General features: G+C 43.2%; 20 protein-coding genes, 2 tRNA genes and 1 riboswitch. Of the genes, 12 read left to right on the top strand and 10 right to left on the bottom strand.

What is annotated here, in order from left to right:
* The first annotated feature begins 5 nt into the window (after positions 1–5).
* The 5 genes from F885_RS12865 to F885_RS12845 all read left to right on the top strand — a co-directional run bounded on the left by F885_RS12865 (position 6) and on the right by F885_RS12845 (position 3697).
* Entirely contained in the window at positions 6–650 is a 645-nt protein-coding gene (locus F885_RS12865; protein ID WP_005315071.1) for a class I SAM-dependent methyltransferase, read from the top strand.
* Complete coding sequence (locus F885_RS12860) at positions 643–1830, top strand: TIGR03862 family flavoprotein (protein WP_005315073.1); 1188 nt, start codon at positions 643–645, stop codon at positions 1828–1830. Before F885_RS12865 ends, F885_RS12860 begins: the two co-directional genes overlap by 8 nt.
* A 58-nt stretch (positions 1831–1888) precedes the next feature.
* Positions 1889–2548, top strand: coding sequence for a hypothetical protein (locus tag F885_RS12855; protein ID WP_005315075.1), 660 nt, complete (start codon positions 1889–1891; stop codon positions 2546–2548).
* A 117-nt stretch (positions 2549–2665) separates the two neighbouring features.
* Positions 2666–3076, top strand: a complete 411-nt coding sequence (locus tag F885_RS12850; RefSeq protein WP_005315077.1) for a GFA family protein — start codon at positions 2666–2668, stop codon at positions 3074–3076.
* An 18-nt stretch (positions 3077–3094) separates the two neighbouring features.
* Positions 3095–3697 (top strand): flavin reductase family protein, encoded by a 603-nt coding sequence (locus tag F885_RS12845; protein ID WP_005315080.1) that lies wholly within the window; start codon positions 3095–3097, stop codon positions 3695–3697.
* A gap of 47 nt (positions 3698–3744) precedes the next feature.
* Here F885_RS12845 and F885_RS12840 read toward each other — a convergent pair whose 3' ends face one another.
* Entirely contained in the window at positions 3745–4077 is a 333-nt protein-coding gene (locus F885_RS12840; protein ID WP_004802427.1) for a HopJ type III effector protein, read from the bottom strand.
* Between the two features lie 140 nt (positions 4078–4217).
* On the opposite strand from F885_RS12840, the gene F885_RS12835 reads away from it, so the two are divergent.
* The 3 genes from F885_RS12835 (at position 4218) to F885_RS12825 (ending at position 6075) form a co-directional block, all read left to right on the top strand.
* The gene (locus tag F885_RS12835) at positions 4218–5069 is read left to right on the top strand and encodes a DUF2071 domain-containing protein (RefSeq protein WP_005315082.1); all 852 of its coding nucleotides are present in this window, start codon (positions 4218–4220) and stop codon (positions 5067–5069) included.
* An 80-nt stretch (positions 5070–5149) separates the two neighbouring features.
* Positions 5150–5216: riboswitch (Fluoride riboswitch) on the top strand.
* A gap of 132 nt (positions 5217–5348) precedes the next feature.
* Entirely contained in the window at positions 5349–5729 is a 381-nt protein-coding gene (gene crcB, locus F885_RS12830) for a fluoride efflux transporter CrcB (RefSeq protein WP_005315084.1), read from the top strand.
* 16 nt (positions 5730–5745) lie between these two features.
* Entirely contained in the window at positions 5746–6075 is a 330-nt protein-coding gene (locus tag F885_RS12825; protein WP_005315087.1) for a DUF190 domain-containing protein, read from the top strand.
* A gap of 91 nt (positions 6076–6166) precedes the next feature.
* On the opposite strand, the gene F885_RS12820 is transcribed toward F885_RS12825, so the two are convergent.
* From F885_RS12820 to F885_RS12805, 4 genes are all read right to left on the bottom strand, one after another.
* Positions 6167–6421: a type B 50S ribosomal protein L31 gene (locus tag F885_RS12820; protein WP_004802437.1), complete on the bottom strand. Its 255-nt coding sequence runs from the start codon at positions 6419–6421 to the stop codon at positions 6167–6169.
* A 210-nt stretch (positions 6422–6631) separates the two neighbouring features.
* On the bottom strand, positions 6632–7924 hold the full coding sequence (locus F885_RS12815) for an ABC1 kinase family protein (RefSeq protein WP_004802440.1): 1293 nt from the start codon (positions 7922–7924) through the stop codon (positions 6632–6634).
* A gap of 173 nt (positions 7925–8097) precedes the next feature.
* The gene (locus F885_RS12810; RefSeq protein ID WP_005315090.1) at positions 8098–9456 is read right to left on the bottom strand and encodes an MATE family efflux transporter; all 1359 of its coding nucleotides are present in this window, start codon (positions 9454–9456) and stop codon (positions 8098–8100) included.
* Between the two features lie 30 nt (positions 9457–9486).
* Positions 9487–9948, bottom strand: a complete 462-nt coding sequence (locus F885_RS12805) for a DMT family transporter (protein WP_005315101.1) — start codon at positions 9946–9948, stop codon at positions 9487–9489.
* 139 nt (positions 9949–10087) lie between these two features.
* Between F885_RS12805 and hemW the strand changes: the two genes are divergently transcribed.
* Positions 10088–11242, top strand: a complete 1155-nt coding sequence (gene hemW, locus F885_RS12800) for a radical SAM family heme chaperone HemW (protein ID WP_005315104.1) — start codon at positions 10088–10090, stop codon at positions 11240–11242.
* 122 nt (positions 11243–11364) lie between these two features.
* Here the strand turns inward: hemW and F885_RS12795 are convergent.
* The 5 genes from F885_RS12795 to F885_RS21000 all read right to left on the bottom strand — a co-directional run bounded on the left by F885_RS12795 (position 11365) and on the right by F885_RS21000 (position 17543).
* Positions 11365–11440, bottom strand: a tRNA-Lys gene (locus F885_RS12795).
* Positions 11441–11560: 120 nt separating this feature from the next.
* Positions 11561–11636 (bottom strand) — tRNA-Lys (locus F885_RS12790).
* 173 nt (positions 11637–11809) lie between these two features.
* Positions 11810–13651, bottom strand: a complete 1842-nt coding sequence (locus F885_RS12785; RefSeq protein ID WP_005315117.1) for a long-chain-acyl-CoA synthetase — start codon at positions 13649–13651, stop codon at positions 11810–11812.
* A 194-nt stretch (positions 13652–13845) separates the two neighbouring features.
* The gene (locus F885_RS12780) at positions 13846–17187 is read right to left on the bottom strand and encodes an Rne/Rng family ribonuclease (protein ID WP_005315120.1); all 3342 of its coding nucleotides are present in this window, start codon (positions 17185–17187) and stop codon (positions 13846–13848) included.
* A 209-nt stretch (positions 17188–17396) separates the two neighbouring features.
* A complete protein-coding gene (locus F885_RS21000) occupies positions 17397–17543 on the bottom strand; it encodes a hypothetical protein (protein WP_004637771.1) in 147 nt (48 codons plus the stop codon).
* 432 nt (positions 17544–17975) lie between these two features.
* On the opposite strand from F885_RS21000, the gene F885_RS12775 reads away from it, so the two are divergent.
* The 3 genes from F885_RS12775 (at position 17976) to F885_RS12765 (ending at position 20353) form a co-directional block, all read left to right on the top strand.
* Positions 17976–18908, top strand: coding sequence for an RluA family pseudouridine synthase (locus tag F885_RS12775; RefSeq protein ID WP_005315123.1), 933 nt, complete (start codon positions 17976–17978; stop codon positions 18906–18908).
* On the top strand, positions 18905–19579 hold the full coding sequence (locus tag F885_RS12770; RefSeq protein ID WP_005315127.1) for an HAD-IA family hydrolase: 675 nt from the start codon (positions 18905–18907) through the stop codon (positions 19577–19579). The genes F885_RS12775 and F885_RS12770 overlap by 4 nt, the downstream gene beginning before the upstream one ends.
* Positions 19580–19654: 75 nt before the next feature.
* Positions 19655–20353 carry a helix-turn-helix transcriptional regulator gene (locus F885_RS12765; RefSeq protein WP_004802456.1) on the top strand — a complete coding sequence of 233 codons (699 nt, stop codon included), beginning with the start codon at positions 19655–19657 and terminating at the stop codon, positions 20351–20353.
* The last annotated feature ends 35 nt before the right edge of the window (positions 20354–20388 follow it).

The raw sequence follows: 20388 nt of genomic DNA on the forward strand, positions 1-20388 counted from the left end.
AGATTATGTCGATTCGTCAATTTCAAGCACAACGTATGCAAGCCCCTCGTGATTTTATTGCCATTCCCAATACGCCGATCTGCGTTGAAATTGGGGCAGGAAAAGGCAAGCACGCCTTGTTGTTTACCGGGCAAAATCCGCACACCACGTTGTATGCAATTGAACGAACCAAAGAAAAATTTGTGGCGATGCAAAAGCAGCACCAATTAGAGCCGCGCGAACATTTAAATCCGATTCATGCCGATGCATTGCCGTGGGTGGTACATGCCTTGTTCCCTGCACAAGTCGAACAATTTTTCATTCTCTATCCGAATCCAGAACCGCATAATCCAGCGCAGCGTTGGCTGAATATGCCATTCTTCGAGTTTCTACTCTCTCGTCTTCAGCCGAATGGCACAATTACTTTGGCGAGTAACATTTCTGAATATATTGATGAAGCAGAACAACAATTGATTGAATTGTGGAAGCTGCCGCATGAAAAACAAAAAATTGCAGCAGATTCTGCCCGAACACATTTTGAAATCAAATACTTAGAGCGTGGTGAGTTGTGCCAACAACTCATCATTCGCAAGCCTGAAGGGTATCGCACTCGCTTTGATGATTTTGCACCTTTGCAAGGTCAAAAGGCACAAGAGCAAGCTGATGTCTAAGCGTGTTGCGATTATTGGTGCGGGTCCAGCAGGTTTAATGGCTGCTGAAGTACTGAGCCAATATGATTATGAAATTGACGTGTTTGAACAGAAACCTTCCGCAGCACGTAAGTTTTTAATGGCGGGTAAAACAGGTTTAAACATTTCACATGCTGAGCCTGTCGATAGGTTTATACAGCGCTATGACCATGCGGCATGGTTGGGGCCTTGGGTGAAGCAATGGGATGCGCAGTGGATTCAGAACTGGATGCAAGGACTTGGTATTGAATCTTATATCGGTAGCTCTGGTCGAATTTTCCCGATTGAAATGAAAGCTGCCCCCTTACTTCGTGCATGGTTAAAACGCTTAATGGCCGATGGGGTGAAGTTCCACTATCGTCATCGTTGTGTGGATTTATCTGAAAATCAACTCACGATTGAGAACCAAACCCAGCGCTTTAGTGCAACTTATGATGCGATTATTTTGGCCTGTGGTGCAGTATCATGGTCGCAGTTAGGCAGTGATGGTGCATGGCAGCAATGGTTGGCTTCAAGCGAGATTGAGCCTTTCCAAGCCAGTAATGCAGGTGTGCTGAAAACATGGTCGCCGTTCATGCAGGTGTGTTTCGGTCAGCCGTTGAAGCGTGTTAATGCATGGGTGCAATCCGAACAGCACAGCCATGGTGATATCATCATTACTCATTACGGCTTTGAGAGTGGCGTGATTTATAAACTGGGTCGTGATCTCAGAGCACAGCTTGCCCAAAAACGGCGTTTACAATTACATCTGGACCTACTACCTGATGTCAGCATTGATCAATTAGAAAAGAAATTACAGGGCAATAAAAAGCAGTCTTTGACCAATCTCTGGCGTAAAGCAGGTTTGGACACTGTCAAAATTAATCTACTCCGAGAAATTGTCGAAAAAAGCTTATGGTCAGATGCCAAGCAAATGGCTCAGCAAATTAAGCAGTTGAGTATTCCTTTGGATGGCTTCCGTCCAATCGAAGAGGCTATAAGCTGTGCCGGTGGTGTGAAGCAAACTGCTGTATCCCCACAATTGCAATTGCAATCTAATCCATATGTGTTTTGTTGTGGTGAAATGCTAGATTGGGATGCACCGACAGGTGGCTATTTATTGACAGCTTGTTTCGCAACTGGAAGAGCGGCAGCAGAAGGGGTTAATATATTTATCAAATGATAAAATAAGCTAAAATACTTAAATAAAAATAATCTAAATCAATTGATGAAGAGGGTATATGAATATTGAGCCGACTTTGGAAACACAAAACAATGAGATCATCAAACCATTTCAACTGAACAACTTATTTCGCTTGTTTTTCCAACCGAAAAAATTCTTTTCACAATCTAAAAACTATCATCATCAAAGTATCCTTTTTGCTGCTTATCTGATTGGTATCGTTGCGGTCATGGATCGAGTCGATCAAAAATTATTAAGTGCAGAAACAAGAGGCATTAGGCCATTGATCGACTGGATTACAGCATCCTGGTTGAGTTACTGGTTATGGGTGTTGGGTATAGGAATTATTTCAGCAGCGATTGCGTGGTTGGTACAAGGCTGGTGGTATAAAAAAAGATTGCAGTTTTCAGGCGCAAAAGAGGCTGATCCACAACTTGCCCGACATGTGTATGTATTGCAATCCTTGGTCTTTGTATTGCCGATTGTGATTACAACGGCAATCCAAACATTTTTATATTCAAATTATATTGAAGCCTATAATCAATCTACATTTTTAGGCTTTATTCCCGTTCCATTTTTATTCTTATCGTGTTGGGTGAGTTACCGTGGGGCTACCCAAGTGTTTCCTACCAATAGATGGGCAAAATTTTGGTTTTTAGGATTGCCTATCCTGTTCTATATTTTAATCATTGGCGCATTTACTGCCTTGATCAGTTGAGTTGAAAAAGGCTTTGTGATTCCTCTTAAATCTGGTCATATTTCTTGAGCAGATTTGCCTTGTGATTCAGCATTTAAAAATGCTAGTTTTGAGTAAATGTTCATCAGGAATAGGGATATGTCTCAAGCTTCATCTGTATATCGTGGCAGTTGTTTATGTGATGGGATTCATTATGAGATTCATGGTGAAATCGGTGAGATCATACAATGCCATTGTCAGCGTTGCCGAAAAGCCAATGGCACGGCTTATGCGACCAATGCACCGATTAGCAGTGCAGCTTTTAAAATTATTCAGGGTGAAGAGTTGGTTAAAAAGTTTGCTGCATCGGGCGTGTATCGCTGGTTCTGTGGTGCATGTGGCTCTCCACTGATCAGTTCGCGCGATGCACAGCCTGAGCTTTATCGCTTAAGAATCGGGACTTTAGATACACCTTTGCAGCAGAAACCAAGTATGCATATTTTTGCGGCTTCTAAAGCCGAATGGGATTGTATTGCCGATGATTTACCGCAATATGCTGAACGTCCCTAAATTGGACGTGTTGTTCTCATGATTTTTGAAACGTCTGATTTAGATGCCAATGAAATCTATCGCTTGTTGGTTGGGGGGATTAGCCCTCGACCGATCGCATGGATCAGTACTCTGTCGGCAGATGGGATTGCCAATATTGCTCCTTATTCCTTCTTTAATGTTGCCAGCTGTAATCCACCCATTTTATGGTATTCGCAGGTCAATCCAAGAAATGGGCAGGATAAAGATACCATTCGTAATTTGATTGATACACGAGAATGTGTCGTGCATATTGCCAATACAGCCTTACTGGAAAAGATGAATTTATCCTGTGCTTTATTGCCATCAGAGCAAAGTGAATTTGATTTTGCACAGATTGAGTCTGAACCGAGTCATGCGGTCGCAGCCTTGGCGGTAAAGCATGCGCCTGTGCGTTATGAATGCCAGTTAAGGGAAATCATTCAACTGAGTACGCTTCCATTAGGTGGAACAGTAGCTTTGTTGGATGTGAAATCGATTTATGTTGATGATCGACTCTGGGATGGGCAGATGATTGATCAACAGCAACTTCAGAGTGTGGGCAAAATGGGCGGGGATTTTTATAGTTTAAGCACCGACTTGCGGAAATTGACAAGACCCTAGTCCTTGAATAAAAGCAATAAAAAAGGAGGCTTTTCGCCTCCTTTTTCTTATTTTGCAGAGAGTGCTTCAGCTTCAAATTTCACGCCATCCCAGCCATGTTGCATAAACTGGCGGATATTTTGATGGTCAGTGGCTTCTGGCGTTGCCAATACAGACGCATAATGCTCTGCAAATAAACTGAGCGTATCTGCTTGATTCAAGCCTTCAATTTTGGCAAAGCTGAGTACTTTGGCGCTGCCTTGGTTTTCAGTCGCAGCATTCGATTGTGCACCATTCTGAAAGGCAGTTGGAGTATGTTGATAACGTGCTTCGATAAATGCCAATACATCTGCAAATTTTGCCGAGCCATCTTTCAGTTGTGCCAATAAGCTTTGAGCCATTTTTAAAATTCCATGTTGATTGAATCAATGGCAAGCATCATAACATTGAAAATGCAGAATAGAAGCTGGACGCGATTTGAACTGGACGTAACACAGTCAGCGGTTTATGCTCAAACAGAGTATTAATCTATTGAATAATAATGAATAGACATCGTTTAAAGTTATCAATATCCAACGCTATACTTCGACTTTTAGCCCCTATTTTAAGTTGTAGTTTGCTGTTACAACTCCGCCGTTTGATGATGCGCATATTGCCTTTTATGCGCTTGCAGAGTCAGGTCAGCAATGTGGTGTACTTGTCTTGGTTGGTTGATGTTGAGCAAGTACGTCTGCGCTATCCGAAAGAAGTACCCTTATGGGAAAAAGATGGGAAAACCATTTTTACCATTTTGACTTATCAGCATCAGCATTTTGGATTCAGTTTCTTGGGTAAATTACGTCAGTTCTTGCCTTCACCCAAACAAAGCAACTGGCGCTTTTATCTGGATGATTCACAGCCCAAGACCGTGATCTTTGAGCAGGTCGTGGTTGATCAAGTACTGTATGTTTCAGGTGGTCGTCTGGCCAGCGATGTGATGCCTGCACAATATGCAGCGATTTTTCAGCACCAGCGCAACCAACAAGCCATTCAAACCGAAATTTGCCTTGATCAAGATTATTCTTTGAAGAGTGAAGTGCAGATCACAACGGAAAAACAGTTACCTGTTACATGGCAAACATTATTTCCGTCTTGGGATGAAGCAGTTCAGTTCTTGGTCGATCAAGACCATGCATGGGCGGAATGGGTTGACCAACCGGCTCGAATGTCGCAGGGCGATATTCAGATGCCTGTACAGTTTCAGCAGATTCAAGCTGCTGAGATTCTGAGCTTAAACGCCCCTCAATTGTTGCAACAATTCGGTTTAGATGAGGATGCTGAAGCGTTTGCTTTTGTGGTTCCTGAACTGGATTTTACCGTGCTTGGTGAGCAAGTTTTATCTCGGACGACATAAATTGTGGATAACTTTATATTTATACACACTTGATTTATAGCTCAAAACAGCAGTTGAGTTGTCTAAAAATTATGTTATTTTAGAACAAAGGAGATGGCATTCCTCCTATTACAAACCGCCACTGTGGCTAATGATGCCTACGTTACCCTGAACAGGGGGCGTAGGTTCGTGCGTGCTCTGTTCCCATTTTGGAGTTCGCAGATGAAAAATAATCAAAAAAACGTTGATCTATCCATGTTAAATGTCGCTTTATCTCCTGCGCGATGTGTGGAGTAAGCCATGTATTATCCTTTGCTCTCAATCGCGCTTGGCTCGGTACTCGGCGCATGGTTGCGTTGGTTCCTGGGTTTAAAACTCAATCCAATTTTTCCCAATATTCCTTTAGGTACGGTCACCGTTAATTTCGTCGGTGGCTTTATTATTGGTTTTGCAATTTCTTATTTTTCTCAAAGCTCACTGAGTTCAAATTACAAACTATTTGTGATTACAGGTTTCTGCGGTGCATTAACCACATTTTCGACCTTTTCTGCCGAGATTATTGCTTTATTACAAAGCGGTAAATTGGGTTATGCCTGCGCAGCAATTTTGATTCATGTGATTGGATCATTGCTGTTTACCATTTTAGGTATGAGCTTGCATCAATGGCTGAGTGCCGCTTAGCTTTGGAGTGATGATAATGAATGGATTTTTACTGAGTTTTTACACGGCACAAAACCGGACTTATCAGGGACAAATGATGAGTGAATGGTTATTGGCAGTGGCGAAGCAAATGAATTTGCGTGGCGCGACGGTACTGGCAGGGATGGAAGGTGTGGATCATCAAGGCTTATTTCATTCCGCCAGTTTTTTTGAGTTGGCCGATCGACCCATACAAATTCAGTTTGCGGTAAGCAATCAACAGGCGATGGAATTATTAGACTATTTGAACGATAAAGAAATTTCTTTGTTTTATGTCAAAACACCGATTGAATTTGGTGTGGTGGGGCAGGCTAAGCCGGATTCTTGAAAGCTAAACATAAAAAAAGAAGTCTAAGTGGAGGAGAGATAGCCTTAGACTTCTAATGCTTACAGCCTAATGTGTGAAACTTAAATGAAAATTAAGCTTTGCGGTTAAAGCGCGCAAAGCGTTTGTTAAAGCTTGCGACACGGCCTTCATTGCTGGCTTGGCGAACTTCACCCGTATAAAACGGATGTGAAGCACTGGAAATATCAAGCGTCACATAGGGATAGACCTGACCTTGATATTCTTTGGTTTGTTTGGTCTGTAGTGTGCTGCCAATTAAAAAATAGGTATCGGCATTGGTATCGTGAAACAGTACTTGTTGATAAGCAGGATGGATATCTTTACGCATTTTGAATGACTCCTATTGTTAATGGAAATGTTATAACATAACAATATATGCCGTCAATCTTGTTCTTTTCAAGTTTTGTTGGAAATTATTTGTAAACAATGAATCAGCGAGCATGAGATATAGAACTTTGCTCAAGCTATTTGATTTGTTAAAAGTTTGAATATGAAAGAAATAAAAATGCCAATCATCTGATTGGCATTTTTATGAAGTTTAGTTCGGGACTAATTCTTCAAATAAATCATTGAGATTGTCATGCACTTTGAGGTGAATCAGGTTCCAGTAATGTCCTGAAATGGTTCGATTAACCATCAAGGTATCTGGAGAGGGTTTAAACACATCCCAGTATTTCAGGGATTTTTTCACCAACAGCATGCCATCGTGATGCGATGAGTTCTTGGCAAAGTCATAATGGGTGCTTAATGGACGCAACAGGATTTCAATCCATTGCGTATACAATTCAGTTGGGAATTTTTGTTTCTCAGCAATCGAATGTAGTTCAACCAGTAGGTCTTCGACCTGAGCAATATCTTCTTGGCGAGCAGCATTCACCAGTGCTTTGAAGTGCTGGATGATTTCAGGTGAAAGGGTTTTGACACTGCCATAATCATAAATAATCACACTACCATCTTCACGGAAAGCAAAATTGCCTGGATGTGGGTCACAATGGAAACGCTTCAAGAAAAACATTTCCTGCCCTAAAGCACGAATCAGACGACGACCAATTTGATTACGTGTTTCAATCGACCATGTGCTGGCGGTTTCGATGGATTCACCCTGCTCAAGACTGAGCGTGAGTACACGACGAGAAGAATAATCTTTATATACAGTTGGGATAATGATTTGATCATCCAGCTTTTCATGGAAGGTTTTAAAGACTTCTAAGTTTTGCGCTTCAATTTCATAATTCAGTTCGGCAGATAAACTGTCTTGGATTTCCTGAAACAGTTGATCTTGCAGCTTCTTATCAATTTTTAACACGCCCATTAAGCGTAAAGCCAGACGAACCTGTTTTAAATCACTTTCACAGGCTTGATCCACCCCAGGATATTGCACTTTCACCACAACCGCTTGTCCATTGGGCAGTACTGCACGATGCACTTGACCAATTGAGGCAGCAGCAAAAGGTTCCGTCTCAAAAGAGCTAAAAATCTGGTTTAAAGGTTTGCCTAACTCTTTTTCAACTTGTTGCTGAATCGCTGCAAAAGGCATGGCAGGCGCTTGGCGTTGTAGTTTGGCAATCGCCTTTGCCACTTCTGGCGGGAAGATGTCTTTATATTGCGATGCAATTTGCCCGACTTTCATCACCGCGCCTTTCATTTCGCCTAAGGTGTCAGCGATCTGTAAGCCGATATCTTGGAACAGTTTGCTACGTGCAGCATTTTTTTGTTCTTCATCTGCGGTGAGATTGCGAATGGAGTTGGCAACACTTTTGCTGGCAATACTTGCGGTCATGCCAGCCAGTTTAAAAAAACGCTTACTGGGAGAGCTTGCATGCTTTGCCATATGTGCTTGACCTCGGATGATCCAGTTTCAAAGTGATGCTTTGATCATAGGCGACAAAACTTAAATTGCCTATACCAAAATGTTAAGTGATGTAAGCATGTCGTGAAGGAAGGGAGCCTTGATGAGCGCATCAAGGCAAGCGCAGCATCCGTGCTGCTCTGAATCAATAGCGCTTATGTATTGAGAGCACGTTGTGCCAAACGTTTATTGTTTAAATATAAACGGCCGATCAGTAGCACACAGGCAATTGTTAAACCAATAATCAGGCCGAGCCAGACACCAGCAGCGCCCCAAATCGTATAGCGCGCGAGGTATAGGCCGATCGGGAAGGCGACGACCCAATACGCCATTAAGGTGATCCACATCGGCGCTTGAGTGTCCTGCATGCCACGTAAGCACCCAGCGGCACTGACTTGCCAAGCATCCATCAACTGATAAGCCATCGCGAACCAGAGCAGGTACATTGCCACAGGAATGACATTGATATCCGTGGTATAGATCGCCACGATATAGGGACGTGCAAGCACAATGAGTGTCATGGTCAAGGCAGCAAAGATCGTAGCCGTAATTAATCCTACGATTTGTACTTGACGCATTGCATGCCAGTTTTGTTCGCCATAATACATGCCAACACGAATCGTCAAGGCAATCGCCAAGGACAACGGGATCATAAACAGCTGTGACGTAACTGAAATCGCAATCTGATGAGCTGCAATGGCATTTTCACCCAATGGCCCCAGTACAATGGCCCCAGTACTGAAAATGCTGACCTCAAAGAATACTGCCAGCCCAATCGGTAAGCCCAGTTTTAAAATGCGTTTAATCCAAACAGGATCAATTCTTTCCCATTTGGTGAAGATCGGTGCCTGTTGATAAGCTTTTGCTTTGGAAATATAAATGGCTAAAGTGATAAACATGAGCCATTGCAAGATCGCAGTTGCAAAACCACAACCTGCACTACCTAATGCTGGAATTGGCCCAAAGCCATACATAAAGATAAAGTTCAGCGGAATTAATACCAGTAAAGCAATCAAGCTAATGGCTGTGACAGGGCGTGGATGTCCCAATGCTTCAGAATAACTGCGTAGTGCCGCATACATCATCACTGCAGGCATACCAAAACCAATCGCATGTAAGAACAGGCTTGCTTTGGGTATTAAACTTTCAGGCACGCCAAACAGGGGCAGAAACACGGGCATACATTGCAGAATCAACATCGCAACAACACCAAGAATCACCGCAACCCACAAAGACTGGCGCGCAATGGTTGGAATTTTTTCAGGGGTTCTTGCACCACGTGCTTCAGCGACCAAGGGCGTTGTTGCCAGCATGATGCCTGCAAATAACAGCATAACGGGAATCCATAGGCCAACGCCTACTGCAATCGCCGCCAGATCCGTAGCAGAAAGATGACCTGCCATAATGGTATCGATTAAACCTAATCCAGCTTGCGCAAACTGTGTAATCAGGATCGGGAACATCAAATGAAATAGCTGTTTAAGCTCAAATCGCTTGGTTGTGACATGGGACACAAAAATTACTCTTATTAAAATGAGGGAGAATTAGCGTTGTAATGTGAATAGCACACCAATAAAAATCACAATACTACCGAGTAGACGTTGCCAGTTAATGGGTGTTTTTTCTGTACCTAACCAGCCAAAGTGGTCGATGAGCATGGAAATCACCAATTGTCCAAAAATCACTAAACCTGAAAAAGTTAAAAATCCGAGTTTAGGTGCAGTATAAATGCTCATACTGATTGCATAAACCCCAAGGCATCCACCTAACCAGAGAAACCATGGAATTTGTGAAAGTTCAGTTAAACTGGGTTTGTCTGCACCTTGGAAATAAACCAGTAGGGCTAGAATAATCGTTCCAATACAAAAAGAAAGTAATGCGGCTTGTAGTGGCGAGTTTAGATACTCTCGGAGCTGTGCATTGATTGCCGTTTGAAAGGCCATTGCTATTCCAATCCCTAAAGCAAGCGGCAGAATAAATAGCAATTGGCTAGAAATTTTCATCATATTATCGGTCTAATTGTTCTTTATGCTTTCAGTCTAACTGAATACCTAGGGGATGATAAGTTGTATACCGTATTGAAGCTGCAACTGTACCGAGTCGAGTCATGTTAAAATAATCAGGTTCTGTCATTGAGCTTGTATTTTGAGTCTGTTAAATCCTGCAAATATCCCGCTGTCCTTGTATATCCATATGCCTTGGTGTGTACGTAAATGTCCTTATTGCGACTTTAACTCACACGCTGTCCCTGATGGACAATTGTCACTGGATTTGGAACAGCAATATCTTGCTGCGTTAGTGGCTGACTTTGAGACTCAGATTGAAATGGCGCAAGGTCGATCGATTCATAGTGTGTTTATTGGTGGCGGTACACCGTCACTGATTTCTGCACAAGGTTATCAATGGTTGTTTGATCAACTCAAAGCACGTTTAGACTTTGAAGATGACTGTGAAATCACACTGGAAGCCAATCCAGGAACGGTTGAGCATGATCCATTTGCAGATTATCTGGCGGTGGGAATTAATCGTTTATCACTCGGTGTGCAAAGTTTTGATCCTGAACATTTACATCGGCTAGGTCGTATCCATTCTGCCAATAATGCACTGGATGCGATTCAGCAGGCACGTCAGGCAGGCTTTAAGCGCGTTAATGTTGATCTGATGCATGGTTTACCCCAACAGACGGAGGAACAGGCCTTAACCGACCTGAAATTGGCTGTGGAGCAGGGTGCAACACATATTAGTTGGTATCAACTGACCATTGAGCCAAACACGGTTTTCTTCCGAACTCAGCCTGTATTACCACAAGACGAAGTTCTAGAACATATTCAAGAACAAGGTGAGGTATATTTAAAAGCCAATGGTTATGTCAATTATGAAGTTTCAGCATGGCGTAAGGAAAAGCCATCTACGCATAATTTAAATTATTGGCAATTTGGTGATTATCTGGCGATTGGCGCAGGTGCGCATGGCAAGGTGACACGTCCAGACGGTGTCTATCGTTTTCAAAAAACCCGTTTGCCGAAAGATTATTTAGCCAAGGTTCCAGCAGAGCATGTGCAAATGAAGCGTATCGAAGCTGATGAATTACCTTTTGAGTTTATGATGAATGCTTTGCGTTTAAACGAAGGTGTTGCAGCGGCATTTTATGCTCAACGTACTGGACTTGAACTGGATCAGTTAAATCAAAAGCTAGCACAGTTGCGTGAGAAAAAATTATTGATTGCGGATAGCCAGCGAATTGCTTGTACAGAGCAGGGGCATATTTTCTTAAATTCGGTATTAGAAGCGTTTTTATAATTTAAGCACATGATGACTTTAAGCAAGGATGCTTAGAGTGGAGCCAGTTCTGTTGTCATCTTTTAGAAAGAAATTGAGTAGACAATAAAAAAGCCTCATCAATGATGAGGCTTTTTAGAATTTGGTGGGTCGTCCGCGATTCGAACGCGGGACCAACGGATTAAAAGTCCGCTGCTCTACCAGCTGAGCTAACGACCCTGAGCGAGGATAAGTAAAACAACGTTTTACCTGAGCGCAAGAGAAAATCTATGATTTTCTATAGCTTAACCTCTTACAGGCATTTGTAAAATACATTTTACAAACTATCAAAACATTAGATGGTGGGTCGTCCGCGATTCGAACGCGGGACCAACGGATTAAAAGTCCGCTGCTCTACCAGCTGAGCTAACGACCCTAAGCAAGTATTTCAACAAGCTTCGCAAGAAAAACTAATTTGTTCTAAATGCGTCTTCGTTTTGATGTTGCGTATTCTAGCAACTTATTCAGCTAACACAAGAGGAAATTCAAAAACATGTGCATGATTGTTTATAAAAAGCACGATTTCCTCTTATTTAGCTAAAAAATAAACTAGAAACGGTATTGATAGCTTTGAATATTATCAAAGATCTCAGCATTTACATCACTATAGCTGCTTGCACCTGGTAATAAAACCAGTAAACGTTCAGAAGTTTTGCTCGGATTAAATGAGTCTTCTTTCAGTTTATTCTTCTGGTATTTAAATGTCCCAGTTGTTTCTACTTTCTCTTGAACACGTAAGAAAACAGGAATGGCATAAGACGGTAAGCATTTTTTAAACACATTCACCATGTCGCTTAAGTCCGCTTCATTGAGTTCTGCACCATCGACCAAGGTGATCGCTGCCATACCTGCGCGACCATTGGTATTTGGAATTTCTACACCGTATACCACAGCCTCTACGATCTTTTCATATTCGCAGACCATGTTTTCTACTTCTGTTGTAGAAACGTTTTCACCCTTCCAACGGAAAGTATCGCCTAAACGGTCCACAAACTGTGCATGGCGGAAACCGATATCACGAACCAAGTCACCTGTATTGAAATATGAGTCACCTTGGGTAAACACATCTTTCAAAATCACAGACTTGTTCTTTTCAGGATCGGTATAGCCATCGAATGGTGAACGGCTGGTGATCTTACCAATCAGTAGACCGACTTCGCCTGTTTTCACTTTCTTACAATGACCTTTCTTATCGCGGACTAATTCATTCTTCTCTTTGTCGAATTCAACGATTGCATACGGTGTTGGAGAGAAGCCTACGGTGTTGTCAAAGTTGAAGATGTTGCTAAAACCAACGTTACCTTCGCTAGATGCGTAAAGTTCAAGTACTTCTTCGACACCAAAGCGTTCTTTAAATTTGCCCCAGATATTCGGACGCATGCCGTTACCGATCATTTTAGTGACGCGGTGTGCACGATCTTGTTCTGTTGCAGGTGCATCAATCAGGTAACGACACAGTTCACCGACATAACCAATTGCAGAGGCATTGAATTTCTGTACATCTTTCCAGAAGGCACTGGTTGAATATTTACGACGAACAGCAAGTGTTGCACTGCCAGCAATCACGCCACACCAGCACACCACAACACCTGTTGCATGGTAAAGCGGGAGAGTCACGTACATCACATCATCTTTACCTAAATTCAGAATGTGACCATAGGTGCCATAAGCCAGCGTCCAGCGACTATGAGTGAAAATTACTGCTTTTGGTAAGCCGGTTGTACCTGAGGTATAGATGTAGAACAAACCATCTTTACCTGTCACTGTGCGCGTGGTCGATGGATTGAATTTGGGGAATTGATCAATTTGTTGCGCTAGGTTCACGTAACCTTGTGGTGCAGTCCCTGCATTTTTACGGGTTTCTTGATCGGCAAACCAGTGGAAACGATCTTGAGCAACTTTTAAGTCTTGACGTGCTTCATCAATTGCAGCGCGAACTTCTTCACCTGCAATCACCGCAATTGGATTGACCAGATTAATACTGTGCGCGAGTACCTTACCGACTTGCGAGGTATTGACCAGTGCAATTGTCACCCCAATTTTTGCCAATGCAACGATAGAGGCAATCAGTTCAGGACGGTTTTCAACCATCACTGCAATCACATCACCTTTCTTTGCCCCAAGCGATAAGTAGTAATGTGCAATCTGATTTGCCCACTCATTGAGTGCTTGGTAATTATAGCTTTGATCTTCAAATAACAGTGCGATGCCTTGAGGGTTACGCTTGACTGCTTTTTCAAAGGCAATACCTAAACCAGCAGGAGATGTTGGCGTTCGCAAATATGCTTGTTTAAGACCATTGAGGATATGAGGTACTTTAGTGATGAAGTTAGGAAGTCGAGTAGCGACATCACCAAGGGTAATAATATCGGTCTGCGTAGTTTGGCTCATATCAATCCTATTTATTTTTCGATCAATCCAAGAAATGGCTATCCGTTAGAACACAACCATTCACACCATTTTGTTAATGCTGTTTTGTAATGGCAAGTGCCTAGAGCAATCAACCTAATTTGACAAAATAACAAAAAAGCCTAGTCATCGAAATGACTAGGCTTCGCCTTATTGAGTGCAATTTAGCAAATTACTCACTCAGCTGTGGTCTTTTTTGGTGGACGTCCGCGTGGACGACGAGGAGGGCGGTTCGATTTCTCTTTTTCCGCTTTCGCTGCTTCATCATCCAATTCTGTTTCTGTCGTAGTTGTTGCTTGTTCAGCTTTTTCAACCGTTTGAGCAGGTTCAGTAACTTCTGCAACAGTCTCGCTTACGGTTTCAACTTCAGCAACCACAGCAGGTTCGACTGCTTCAGCCTCAACTGGTGCAACTTCTACAACAGTCTCTGTACTGGCAAGTTCTAAAGGTTGTTGCTCTGGTGCAGTTGCTGCTTCTACGACAACCGCATCGTCTGCTTGTTTCACTTCTTCTTTCGATTCAGTGCTTTCCACAGGAGCTGGCGTTGCATTTGAGGCAACATGTGCTTCTTTTGCCTGCTCCGCAGCCATTTTCGCTAAACGGCGACGTTCACGCGGGTCATTGGCAACACGAACTGCCGCTGCATCCGGTGGTGTTAATGCTAACACTGGTGCAGGTTCAGCTTCTTCAGTTGGCTTCTGAGTCGGAAGTTCAGCATCACGTGTGACAGGGCGTTTGTCTTCTTTAACGACGGTTTCGGTCACTAAACTATTTGCATATTGTTCAGCGAACTTTTGTAAAGCGCGGTTAAAGGTGGTGACTAAGCCGAATTGCTCAATCAGGATTGTGCAATCATCACCATAGACATGACGAATCAAGCTACCCAGCGTATATTGTCCCAACGTAGGTGTTTGCGACAGTGCAACTTTTACTGTAGCCGTTTTCGGTGCAGTTTGGTGGTTGCGCTGACGACGACGTGAACGTGGATCATTGCTGGCACGTTGTGCAGGTGCTTGTGCAGTTTCTTCAACAGGTGCTTTTTCAGTAGTCGCTTGTTCTACTTGAGCTGGCGCAGGTGTTTCAACTTTTTCTACAACAGGTTTTGCTTTTTCTGCTTTAGCAGCTGGCGCTGTTACTTGTTGTGGATTTAATGCAACAATTTCACTTTGACCTTGATCAATATTCACAACAAGCGCTGTATTCATTGGTTCACTGCGAGGTGCATCGACCACATCCACTTTAACCTGCTGTGGATTTACCACAGCTTCGGGTGCAGTCGTCGGTGTTTCATTTAACACACTCTGGTCACGATGGCGATTTGGTCGATTTGGACGTTGTTGGTTACGGTCACGACGTGGTAAAGGCGCAGACTCATTGCCTTGAGCAGCATCATGATGCTGTTGCTGGTTTTGAGATTCTTGTGGCTGTTGACGTTTTTGTTGACGTTTTAGCTCACGTTGCTCATGGCGCTGTTCTTGACGTGACAGTTGAACCACTTCTTCATGCACTTGATTTTGTTGCTCATGCGCATGTGCATGTTGCTCACGTTGTTCTTTGTGCTTGCGCTTCTTCTGGTTTTGGTTCGGACGATGTGATTTCTCGTCTTTCTCAAAGCTTTCACGTGCTTCTTGTTTCACAGGGTTTTGTGAAATATAAGCATTGTTTGCAGTTGGCGCAGTAACTTCAGCGATTGCTGGTGCATTGACTTGGCCAAACTGACCACGGCTCACCGCACCGTTATTCACCATTTGTTCAATCGCGGCCGCTGCATTTTGTGCAGAACGAGATTGATCGGTGGTTTGTGCTTGTTTTTGAACAAATAAGTTCTCTAACCAAGCGCAAGGACTTGCTGACTTTTGCGTGCTTGCTTGAGTTTGTTTTGCTTGCGCAGCATGTTGCTGAGCAGCTTTCTTCTGTGGTGCAGCAGCTTGGTTTTGTGCAGCAGGTGCATGATGATGCTCTGCATCTTCTAAATGCCAGTCTGAAGATTCATAGCCCAGTTCTTTTTCGCTAGAACGGGTTGCTTCAGTACGTTCATAACTAGAAGGGGCGAAACCATCTGGATTGAACTGGATTTGGTAATGTGGTGTTTCCAAGTGCGGGTGAGGCAATACGGTAACACGTACATTTGAGGTTTGCTCTAAGTAAACTAGGCTGTGACGCTTTTCATTCAATAAGAAGGCTGCGATTTCCACAGGGACTTCGACTTGAACTTCACCTTGACGTTCACGTAAAGCAATTTCTTCAACCTTACGCATAATTGAAAGTGACAGTGAACGTAAGTCACGTACCATACCTGTGCCATGACAGCGTGGGCAAACGTAGCCAGTCGCTTCTTCTAACGAAGGACGTAGGCGTTGACGGCTCATTTCCATCAGACCAAAACGTGACAGTTGACCGAATTGAATACGTGCGCGATCACTTTGCGTTGCTTCACGTAATTTCGCTTCAACCATACGCTGGTTACGGTCTTTGGTCATGTCGATGAAGTCGATCACGACTAAGCCACCAATATCGCGTAAACGAAGTTGACGTGCGATTTCTTCGGCTGCTTCCAAGTTGGTATTGAGCGCCGTTTCTTCAACATCATGACCGCGGGTTGATTTCGCCGAGTTGATATCGATCGATACCAATGCTTCGGTTTGGTCAATCACGATTGAACCACCAGAAGGAAGTTTTACTTCACGTTCATAAGCCGTTTGGATCTGGCTTTCAATCCCAAAATGAGCAAAGAGTGGCTCATTCAAGGTATAGGTTTTGAGTTTGTCTAACTGACGTGGCATTACTGCTTTTACGAAGTTATACGCTTCGTTATAGGCTTGCTCGCTATCAATCAGGATTTCAGCGACGTCATCACGTAAATAATCACGGATTGCACGGGTCACGACACCAGCTTCTTGATGAACCAGCATTGGTGATGGACCAGAACCTGCTGAACCTTGGATTTGAGCCCAAAGGTCGAGTAAGTGTTGTAAGTCGAGTTGTAACTCTTCTTGTGTACGGCCAATACCTGCAGTACGAACGATCACGCTCATGCCACGCGGTACATTTAAAGAAGCTAAAATTTCTTTCAGTTCTTCACGCACTGAACCCGAAATTTGACGGCTAATACCGCCACCTTTTGGATTGTTTGGCATGAGGACCAAATAACGACCCGCAAGTGAGATAAAAGTAGACAGGGCGGCACCTTTGTTGCCGCGTTCTTCTTTTTCAACTTGAACCAGTAATTCAGTGCCTTCAGTGATGAGTTCACGAATATTTGAAGTTTGACGAGGGTCTGCTTTGAAATACGAGTTTGCAATTTCTCGCATTGATAAAAAGCCTTGACGCTGTGCGCCGTACTCAACGAAAACCGCTTCTAAAGACGGTTCAACGCGAGTGACATGACCTTTATAGATATTTGATTTTTTTTGTTCGCGTGTACGATTCTCTAAATCGAAATCGTAAAGACGATTACCAGTGATAAGTGCAACGCGAACTTCTTCGGCGTGGGTTGCATTAATCAACATACGTTTCATGGGTGTGACACCTAATAGTGATGCACACAAACAACAAGCCCAATATTTTTGAGCAAACATCAAATTGGCGCGATCAAGACTCAGAAGCAACGTTGTGTAGGAAGCTCTGAAACCACTGACTGTAAATATCCAGCTGGGGTTTTGATACGGTTATTTCGATGTCGGCAATACTGCTTCAATCTTGAATCCGTTGATATTTCATGTATGTCTTACATCTGTGAAATATCACTAGATCCGACATAATCAAAGTTTCCTGTACGCTTCACTGGCGGGTGAGCGGTGCATTGGATGGTGACTTTCACTGTCATTAAGCATTGAAGTCGATCCATCTGGAAGTCTTGATACGGAATGATCATCGTATCTCTGCTTAGCAGTTCCAATGCATCAACGCTTTAGCCTGAATGCGACATCAGGGAGCAAATTGTCTGATGTGGATCAGTTTACGTTTAATAACCAGCAAATTGCTGGCGACATATTTTTTCTGAACAAACTGTATGTGCATATGCACAATTAAACGCAACAGTTTGCCATTTTGCCGATATAATAAGCCTTCGGCGTCGGCATAATTCTTTAGGACCTATCCGAGTTGTTGGTGAATATCTCATCGATTAAAAATTTTATCTAAATAAAATTTCTGATTTGATGCTCACTTACGGTGGTATCCGTGCGCTGAATATATCAAACCTTGCGGCATCTGCCTATGGGCTAAGTTTAGGTTTCTTGTGAAATAACTTAGCTAAATGATCATTTTTTAATCATATTTAACAAATCTTGGATTAATCGAGCGTATGAATTCTACACAACAATGGCAAAGTGTCACTTGGTTTGACGTGGATGAGCATCAAGACGGGCAGCGAATAGATAATTTTTTATTTACCCGATTAAAAGGTGTACCGAAGAGTCGAATCTACCGTTTGGTTCGTGAAGGACAAGTACGCGTTAATAAAAAAAGAATAAAAGCAGAAACACGTTTGAAGATTGGCGACCAGATTCGTGTCGCACCAATCCGCTATGAACATAAGGATGAAACTGCGGCACCAGTGAGTGATGGCGTGGCACAAAGTCTACTCAGCCGTGTGGTGTATGAGGATGAAGGGCTATTGGTCGTTAATAAACCGTCAGGGATTGCGGTGCATGGCGGTAGTGGCGTGGCCTATGGATTAATCGAAGCCTTGCGTGCCGCGACAGGTAAAAAATACTTGGAACTGATCCACCGTATTGACCGTGATACTTCTGGCTTGGTGATGATCAGTAAAAAGCGCAGTACTTTAAAACTGCTACAGGATTTACTGCGCGAGCATAAAATTCAAAAAACTTATGCGGCGATTGTCAAAGGACAAGTCAGTTTGGATCAGCAATTGATTGATGCGCCCTTATTGCGTTATGAACTGGCCAATGGCGAACGTCGTGTCCGTGTCACCAAAGACGGTAAGCCGAGTAAAACCGATTGGAAAGTGGTTGAACGTTTTAAAGCCGCGACTTTGGTGCATGCATCACCACTTTCGGGGCGTACCCATCAAATTCGTGTACATGGTCTCAGTATTGGACATCCTTTAGTTGGGGATGATAAATACGGACACAATACGGCATATACCGGTCCTGAAGCACGTCGCTTGTGCCTACATGCCATGCGTTTAGACATTCCCAACTATCCAAGCATTGAAGCGCCAATGCCTGAAGATATGCAACAGGTGATCGATCAGTTGAGAAAGCAGAAATGAGTCAAAATATCGAACTGGTGATTTTTGATTGGGATGGCACCTTATTCGATTCGGTTGGGCAAATCGTAGCAAGCTTGCAATATGCAGCACAGCAATTTGAACAACCGCTGACGGATGAAGCTGCGAAAAGTATTATTGGCTTAGGTTTACCTGAAGTCATGCAGATCCTGTTTCCACAAGTTCCGCATTTACAGCAAGATATTTTGCAATGTTATGCAGATCACTATGTGGCAAACTCCAAAGGGGATGCATGGTTTAGCGGTGTTGCAGAGTTGCTCGCTGATCTAAAACAGCAGGGCTTAAAGCTTGCTGTGGCAACAGGCAAAAGTCGTAAAGGTTTAGATCGGGTTTTGGCACAAACCAATAGCTATGAGATCTTTGATATTACCCGTGCAGCCAGTGAAACCAAATCCAAACCAGATCCATTGATGCTGCAGGAAATTTTGACTGAACTGGATGTCGCTGCTGATCGTGCTGTTATGGTGGGCGATACCAGTTATGATCTAGAAATGGCTCAAAATCTGAATATGCCGCGTATTGGTGTGAGTTATGGTGTACATAGCATTGAAACCTTGCAGCAATATCAACCCTTGGTCATCGCGCACAATGTGCAGGATCTACATGCTTATTTGCAAAGTGTGCTGAATGTGGCAGCCTTAACCGAGAGTTAATCCATCCACATCATATGAAACGACAATGATGGGAGTGTTTGCATTCCCATCATCCATAATAACAATAGGGACAACATGAGTCGTTCAATCCGTTTGCTCAATCTATTACAGCTGCTTAGAGAATATCGCTATCCTGTGACCGCACAGGTGTTGGCAGAGCGTTTACAGATTAGTCAGCGCAGTGTCTATCGTGATATCGAAACCTTGCGTGAGCAGGGTGTTTGTATTGATGCTGCCGCTGGATTAGGGTTTCAACTAAAACAAGATTTCCTGCTTCCGCCGATGACGCTGAATGAAACCGAGATCGAAGCAATTTTTTTAGCGCTGAATTGGTTGAGCGATATTCCTGATTTGGCTTTGAAATCGGCCTCAACTTCGGTGTTGGCAAAGCTCAATGCAGTACTGCCTGAGCATTGTCAGCATCAACTTGAACAAACCACTTTAAGATCGATCAATGTCTGGTTACCTGTCGATGAAACTTTGGTAGAGCAAGTGCGCTTGGCCATCCGCCAGCAGTTAAAAATTACCGTAGATTATGCCGACGAACAACAACGGGTAAGTTCTCGTATTTTGTGGCCATTTGCGCTAGGTTATTTTAATGATCGGATTGTGTTAGCAGCATGGTGTGAGCTACGTAAAGGTTTTCGTCACTTCCGTATTGATCGGATTCGAGCGTTGAACCTAAGTCAGGAGCTGTATCCGCAATTCAAACAACAATTATTTCAACAGTGGTGGGCACAGGAAATGTGCCGTGAGACTACTGACAAAAACTGACAATCAAAACAATTACATTGAAATAAGAATAACTC

This window comes from Acinetobacter higginsii (genome assembly GCF_000369845.1).
GTDB lineage: Bacteria > Pseudomonadota > Gammaproteobacteria > Pseudomonadales > Moraxellaceae > Acinetobacter > Acinetobacter higginsii.